1 pseudogene is annotated in these 350 nt (G+C 62.3%); it reads right to left on the bottom strand.

Annotated features, from left to right (window positions below):
- Positions 1-350 (bottom strand): annotated as a pseudogene (locus HTT03_RS00030) (hypothetical protein); the annotation flags it as partial.

Below are 350 nucleotides of genomic sequence, written 5' to 3'. Positions count from 1 at the left end.
ATGGTGGCCTCTGGGACGGTCACTTCGATGGGTGCGGTGGCGAGGGTCTTGGCCCCTTCGTTGAGGATATAGCGCAACTCATAGAGCCCCGGCTCGGCGGGTGCGGTGAGTTGGCCTGTGGTCTGGTCGCCAACACGGCGGTAGGGGCCGGTGGTGCCTTCCTTGGTGCCGACGGGCAAAATCGTGATTATGTCGCGGGGGTTGATTGGGGTGCCCCATTTGATCTCAAAGGCCGCGCCGGTGGTTACAGTCTTTGGCCCGCTGATGGTGGCCTCTGGGACGGTCACTTCGATGGGTGCGGTGGCGAGGGTCTTGGCCCCTTCGTTGAGGATATAGCGCAACTCATAGAG

It is taken from the genome of Sulfitobacter maritimus, from assembly GCF_013346665.1.
Classification (GTDB): domain Bacteria; phylum Pseudomonadota; class Alphaproteobacteria; order Rhodobacterales; family Rhodobacteraceae; genus Sulfitobacter; species Sulfitobacter maritimus.
Note: the sequence above shows the minus strand (reverse complement) of the source record. Positions and strands in the feature narration are given on the sequence as shown.